Source organism: Dietzia timorensis (assembly GCF_020742175.1).
In the GTDB taxonomy this organism is placed as follows: domain Bacteria; phylum Actinomycetota; class Actinomycetes; order Mycobacteriales; family Mycobacteriaceae; genus Dietzia; species Dietzia timorensis_A.
In genome coordinates this window covers 1-5554 of the sequence record NZ_DYXM01000279.1, presented here as the reverse complement: position 1 = coordinate 5554, position 5554 = coordinate 1, and the positions used below count along the sequence as shown (strand labels likewise).

The 5554-nt window shown below is 66.5% G+C and carries 7 protein-coding genes; 2 read left to right on the top strand and 5 right to left on the bottom strand.

Annotated features, from left to right (window positions below):
• Positions 1-199: 199 nt before the first annotated feature.
• Both K8V11_RS14595 and K8V11_RS14590 read right to left on the bottom strand, forming a co-directional pair.
• Complete coding sequence (locus K8V11_RS14595; protein ID WP_303915892.1) at positions 200-574, bottom strand: hypothetical protein; 375 nt, start codon at positions 572-574, stop codon at positions 200-202.
• Between the two features lie 51 nt (positions 575-625).
• The gene (locus tag K8V11_RS14590; RefSeq protein WP_303915890.1) at positions 626-2002 is read right to left on the bottom strand and encodes an alkaline phosphatase D family protein; all 1377 of its coding nucleotides are present in this window, start codon (positions 2000-2002) and stop codon (positions 626-628) included.
• A 280-nt stretch (positions 2003-2282) separates the two neighbouring features.
• Between K8V11_RS14590 and K8V11_RS14585 the strand changes: the two genes are divergently transcribed.
• Both K8V11_RS14585 and K8V11_RS14580 read left to right on the top strand, forming a co-directional pair.
• Entirely contained in the window at positions 2283-2885 is a 603-nt protein-coding gene (locus K8V11_RS14585; protein ID WP_303915886.1) for a hypothetical protein, read from the top strand.
• A gap of 42 nt (positions 2886-2927) precedes the next feature.
• Complete coding sequence (locus tag K8V11_RS14580; protein ID WP_303915883.1) at positions 2928-3542, top strand: hypothetical protein; 615 nt, start codon at positions 2928-2930, stop codon at positions 3540-3542.
• A gap of 82 nt (positions 3543-3624) precedes the next feature.
• Here K8V11_RS14580 and K8V11_RS14575 read toward each other — a convergent pair whose 3' ends face one another.
• The 3 genes from K8V11_RS14575 to K8V11_RS14565 all read right to left on the bottom strand — a co-directional run.
• Complete coding sequence (locus K8V11_RS14575; protein ID WP_303915895.1) at positions 3625-3792, bottom strand: hypothetical protein; 168 nt, start codon at positions 3790-3792, stop codon at positions 3625-3627.
• 358 nt (positions 3793-4150) lie between these two features.
• Positions 4151-4687, bottom strand: a complete 537-nt coding sequence (locus tag K8V11_RS14570; protein WP_303915880.1) for a hypothetical protein — start codon at positions 4685-4687, stop codon at positions 4151-4153.
• 154 nt (positions 4688-4841) lie between these two features.
• The coding region (locus tag K8V11_RS14565) for a LysR substrate-binding domain-containing protein (RefSeq protein WP_303915877.1) at positions 4842-5554 on the bottom strand (713 nt) is incomplete at its 5' end.

The window sequence follows — 5554 nt, the reverse complement described above, 5'->3', positions numbered from 1 at the left end:
CGGCGGCGGCGCATGGGCCATCCAGAACGGCATGATTCAGCTTCCGCCGGAGCTCGCCGCTCTGCTCCCGGCATAGTTCAACGGAGGTAAGGGGACCAGCACCCCTAGCTTTCCTCCTGTGATCGCCGGTTCTTGTGTGCACCGAAGTGGTGCGCGCAAGGACCGGCGATCGGCTATTTCGCCCAAGCTGGGCGCTGCGCTACCCCGCGAGCTTCTTGTTCAGGGTCCGGCGGAGAATCTGCCGCGGGGCGGTCTTCGCATCTCCGTCGTCAGACGTGCGGCCCTTGCTGCGCGGCATCGCGAATGGCAGTCGCGTGAGAAAACGGCCGAGCCCGCGCAGTGGCCATACGACCCGCGCGTGGTCGACCTCGACATGGGCATGGCGACCCTCAAGCACGAGAGTCATGACCCCATTGCCGAACCAAATCCCATCCGACACGCCCCAGCGCACCGGCGGTTCGACAACGCCGCGCGAGCGCGACAGCAGCCGCATGAGAGCGACGATCGGCCGCAGCCGAGCCACCTGATTGACCACTCGGATCGGCAGGTTGAGCGGATTGCGGTACGGCGACATGACGAGCTGATGCACCTGCGTCGGCGACTGCGCGACCGACGGATCGGTGAGCTACACCTCCTCCAGGTAGGAGCAGTGCACGTCGCCACCCAACACCAGAATGGATGACGGCGTCGTGCCGCCGGCGCCCTTGGCGAGGTCGGTGAGCAGCTCGACGAAATTATCGAAGGACTTCCGGAATGCCGCCCAGTGCTCGAGATCCACGGTGCGGCGCATCCACTCGGCGAACTTGGACTGCTGCGGGTGCTTGTCGAGGAGCTCGACCGTCGCCTCGTTCCAGCCCTCGATGTGATGCAGTGCCGGCACCATGAACGCCGGCAGCGAGGAGCCGAAGAGGAGATGGTCGACGTCGGCGTCGAGGCTCATCTGCCGGACCCAGTCCCACTCGCTGTGGTCCATGACGAGGCGGTCGCCCTGATGCAGGTGGCGCGAGGCGCGCACGTCGAGCATGAGCACCCGGACGCGGCCGAAATCGCGGTGGTAACTCCACGTGGATGTGGCCGGGTCGGCGTCCGCCTCGACCGAGAATTCGGTGAGCAGGCGCTCGCGGGTTTCGGGCTCGGTGCGGGTGCGCAGCTGCTGATAGGTGGGTTCTTCGGCGAGCTCGTCGGGGGAGAGGTTGCCGAGGTGCTGGTAGACGAAATAGCTGGAGAACGCGCCGGCGACCCGGTCTTCCCACCATGGCTGTGCGGTCATCTCCGCGCGCCAGAAGCGGGAGGAGTTCCAGTCGTCGCGCAGGTCGTGGTCGTCGAGGATCATGCAGCTCGGGACCGTGGACAATAGCCAGCGCACGTCCGGATCCGACCACGACTCGTGATAGAGCCACGAGTATTCCTCGAAGTCGCAGATCTCCTCGGAGACGTCGCGGTCGCCGCCCGACCCCTTCGACTCGCGCACGGCCTTCGGGCCCTGGCCGGCCTTGCGGCGCTTGGCGAGGCGGGTGGCGATGTCCTCGCTGGGGATGTCTGCGTAGATCTGGTCGCCAAGCAGCAGCATCGCGTCCGGCCACAGCGAATGCGGGGTGTCGGACATCTGGTTGGCGAGCGCGACGAGCGCGTCGGCGCCGATCTCGCGCAGCATGCGCGGCGACTGCTTCTCGCCACGACGGCACGAACCGAAGGACAGCCGCACGGCCGTGTTCTCCCGGAGGGTGCGGATGACGCTGTCGCGGCCGCCCTGCTCCGGCCAGACCTGGGCGCCGTCGATATCGAGCTTGTAGGGAAGAGTCTCGCCTTGCGGCAGACCCTCGATCTGGATGAGTGCGTAGTGGTGGCCGAAGACCTCCCACGTTCGCTCGCTGAACTCCTTGTCGTCCACTCTCACGGTCGCATTGCATGGCTCGGAGGTTTCGATCCACACGGTAGCGCGGGTCTCGTCGACGTAGCGCAGCATCGGACCGAGAAGTAGGGCAGGGGTGGCAGGCTTCATGATCGCCATTGTTCCCGCTGCTGCTGTGCGAATGTTGAGAACCGCCCGTAATCGGGTGAGGGACTTGGAATTGCGCGGGGGTCGGGGAATGGTCGGCAATTACTTTCCGGGAATTTGTTGACGCTGTCTGAGCTTGCGTCGCCGGCGCAGGCATCGCTTCGGCCACGCCGAAGTAACGCCTCGGTAGTCAATACTAATGAGCTGTTGACGCCGTTAATTAAGTGAAGCAAAGTTTTGTGTGACGGTGATGTACGTCATGTCCCCGGTGGAAGGACACCCAATGCGACCCTCGACCCTCACTCGCGGATTGGCGCTCGTCGGCGCCGGTGCACTCCTCTTTGCGGTGCCTGCCACGGCCTCCGCCCAAGACCGAGGGTCCATCGACCCGGCATCGCTCGGGCCCGCGGAATTCCCGGCCGTCATGTCGATGAACACCGTAGGCGGCTCGCTCGCACTGGCAGGCTCGTCCGACCTCGCGACGCAGGTCGCGGGTGGTAATTGCGTCGCCATCGACCCTGCGCTCGGATCGATCGCGGCGAACTCGCTGCAGATCACGATGGAATCGAAGGAAGGTGAGCCGGGCGTCGCGGCCACCGAATTCCTCGGCGGCATTGTCAGCGGCACGGTGGGCACACTGCACTGGACCAACGAGACCACCGGCGCTACGGGCGCAGTGGACTTCGGTCCCCTGATCGCCGACGCGGCATTCGAGTATCACGACATCCCCACAGGCGCCGGCCGTGTGACATGGCACGCAGACGCCCACCAGGAAGCCGTGCCGTTCTCCATCTCCGTGCCGCTGTCGGCAGTCAGCATCTTCGGTGAAGGGCCCGTCATCACCACCCCGGTATCCACCTGCACCGGAGCGGCGGACATCGCCTAGCGGCACCCAGGGCATAACCCGGAACCTCGTCAAGGAGTACCCATGAGACCTTCTTCAGCCACCCGCGGTATCGCCCTCCTCGGCGCAGGCGCACTCGTCCTTTCTATTCCCGCGACTGCCTCCGCGCAGCCGACCGGATCCATCGACCCGAACTCGCTTGAAGGCGCCGTGAACTCCGCGGAGATGTTCCCCGGCTCCGTTGCCGCGCTGGCTGGCGGTGGCCTCGCCTCCGTCGGCTCCGGAGACCTCGGTTCCGCGGTCGCCGGCGGGCAGTGTGTCGGGCTCGACCCGTCGCTCGGCTCGATCGCCACGAGCGTTGACGTGCAGGTCGCCACCAAGGAAGGCGAATCCGGAGTGGCCGCGGTGTCTATCGAGGGCGGATCGTGGTTCACCAACACCTCGGGGACCTTCCACTGGACGAACACGACGACGAACGAGACCGGCGAGGTGCCGTTCGGGCCGTTCGGCGGCGACGCCCCGTTCGCCGACTTCGACGTCCCGACCGGTGTCGGCACGGTGACGTGGCGAGTCGAGGGAAGCGCAGAGGGATTCCCGCTGTCCGTGCTATTCCCGCTGATCATCATTGGCAGCGTCAATCCTGTCCCCATGAGCTCGGCGCCGTACTCGACTTGCGAGGGCCAGGCCGAGATCGCCTGACAATTGTTCGGCTAGGTGCCCCGTTTCACGGCCTCTTGCGGGTGAGGTGCGTAGCCCCCGGCTTCGCACTCCACTAGATCAGCTACTGATCGGTGTCGGACGCGGCTATGAGCATGTCCGAGTCGAGCGTCAGGTCGCCGACATCACGATGGTGGAACTCCTTGACGCCCGAGCTGCGGACGGCGATGTGGTGATCGCCCAGGCTGCAAGGACAGGTGTTTACACAAACCTCTTCGTACATTCTGGTGATGGCTCTGTCGAGGCCGCTGACCTTCTACCTGTGGAAAGCGCGGTCAACCCGACGAGGGAAGTTGAATTCACAGAGCCGCTTCATCGAGGCATCGAAATTGGCATGCTTCTCAGCGCGGCTCGCCAACGATCTGGCGGGGTGAGCTTTCCGCTCGATCTCCCTCGGCAGTGCGGAACGTTCCGCAGTCCTAGGAAGATCGAGGACCTGGCGTTCGAAGAAGCGTGAGCGACCGGCCGCCATTGGCGGAGCGGCGCGTCCGCCGTCATAGGTGGGTAAAGCACAGCGCCCGCAGCGAGGAACAACCTCGCTGCGGGCGCTTGTCGTGCCGGGGCCGCGGAGACACCGCGGTGGGGCCGGGCTAGACCTCCAGGCCGAATGGAACGTCGATGCCCGTCATGCCGTTGGCGACGGGGTTCCACACGTAGACGGTGTAGTCGAAGCCGGTTTCGGCGTTCGACTCATCTTCGGCCGGCTCGCGCATCGTGCCGACGGACACGTGGAACTGCGAACTGGAGCCGAGGACGCGGCGCACATTGTTGTCGCCGGTCTGCGTGCCGGTGAGCTCGCAGTGGTGGTACAGCAGGACCTTAGTCGGCGACGAGCCGGTGCCGCCCTCGGTCTCGAGGAACAGGTAACCGACGTTGCTGCCGAGATCGTTGTGCTCACCGACAGTCCATTTGGCGTCGGGGTCGTCGGGTAGGGGGCCGGGCGTATCGGCGGCGACCTGCGCGGGATCGATATCACAGGGCACCGGGCCGCCGAGCGAACCGGTGATATCGCCGAAAGGATCCTCTACGGACTGTGCGCCGGCCGCGGGGGCGAAGGCGATCGTGGACAGGAGCGCCGCCGCGGAAACCGCGGTAGCTGCGCGAACCTTGCTGACCGTTCTAGACATGTGAGCTCCTCGGGTTCAGGGCCGAGCGGGGTGCCCGGCATGCTCATAAGGGTTATCGTCCCTCGAAGTCGCCCGCGCTACGTGGGAACGGGTCACGGTTCTGCGGCTGGTTGGTAACGGGCATCGTTGCCGCGCGTTCTTTGGGGCCGACTTCCTACCGGGAGCCGAAGGCGACGGCCGCGGCGAGGAGATCGGCGGCGAGCCCGCGTGGGCGGCGCCGCGGATTCCACACCGCCCGCAGCGTGCGGGGGAACGACACCCCGGAGACGGGGACGCGGACGAGTCGCCGGTCGGCGAGGTCGCGCTGCACCGCAAGCGAGGACAACACCGCGGGTGCGTCTGCAGCGAATACGGCCTCGCGGACCGCGGCGGTCGAGCCGAACTCCATGAGCGGCGGGACGACGTCGATACCGATGGCCGCGAGCGCCGCCTCGAAGGTCGTCCGGGTTCCGGAGCCCTGCTCGCGCATGACCAGCGGCGTCATCCCCAACGTCTCCGCGGAGACCGGCGCCGGGGTCGTTTCGTCGAGCGAGGCCCACGCGTGCTCGGGCGGGACGACCACGACGAGCTCGTCGCTGGCGACATCCAGCGAGGACACCGTGCGCGGGATCGTTGGGCCCTCGACGAAACCGAGGTCGACGCGATCGGACTGCACGGCGTCGAGAACCTGCTCGGAGTTGCCTGGGATCGCGGAGATCTTCGCCTGTGGGTTCTGACGTCGGACCGTCGCCGCCCACTTGGGGAACAGCCACTCCGAGACCGTGTTCGACACCGCGACGGACGCGCTGGCCAGGGGATCCCCGCGCAGGTCGGCCGCGCCTGCGTCGAGCGCGGCGGCGGCGTGCAGCACCTCGTCGGCCCAGGTGA

What these genes read in the sequence shown, in the direction of transcription:
- K8V11_RS14585 (WP_303915886.1), top strand. Translation starts at nt 2,283, where the DNA reads ATGCGACCCTCGACCCTCACTCGCGGATTGGCGCTCGTCGGCGCCGGT.
- K8V11_RS14570 (WP_303915880.1), bottom strand. Translation starts at nt 4,687, where the DNA reads ATGTCTAGAACGGTCAGCAAGGTTCGCGCAGCTACCGCGGTTTCCGCG.
- K8V11_RS14590 (WP_303915890.1), bottom strand. Translation starts at nt 2,002, where the DNA reads ATGAAGCCTGCCACCCCTGCCCTACTTCTCGGTCCGATGCTGCGCTAC.
- K8V11_RS14580 (WP_303915883.1), top strand. Translation starts at nt 2,928, where the DNA reads ATGAGACCTTCTTCAGCCACCCGCGGTATCGCCCTCCTCGGCGCAGGC.
- K8V11_RS14595 (WP_303915892.1), bottom strand. Translation starts at nt 574, where the DNA reads ATGTCGCCGTACCGCAATCCGCTCAACCTGCCGATCCGAGTGGTCAAT.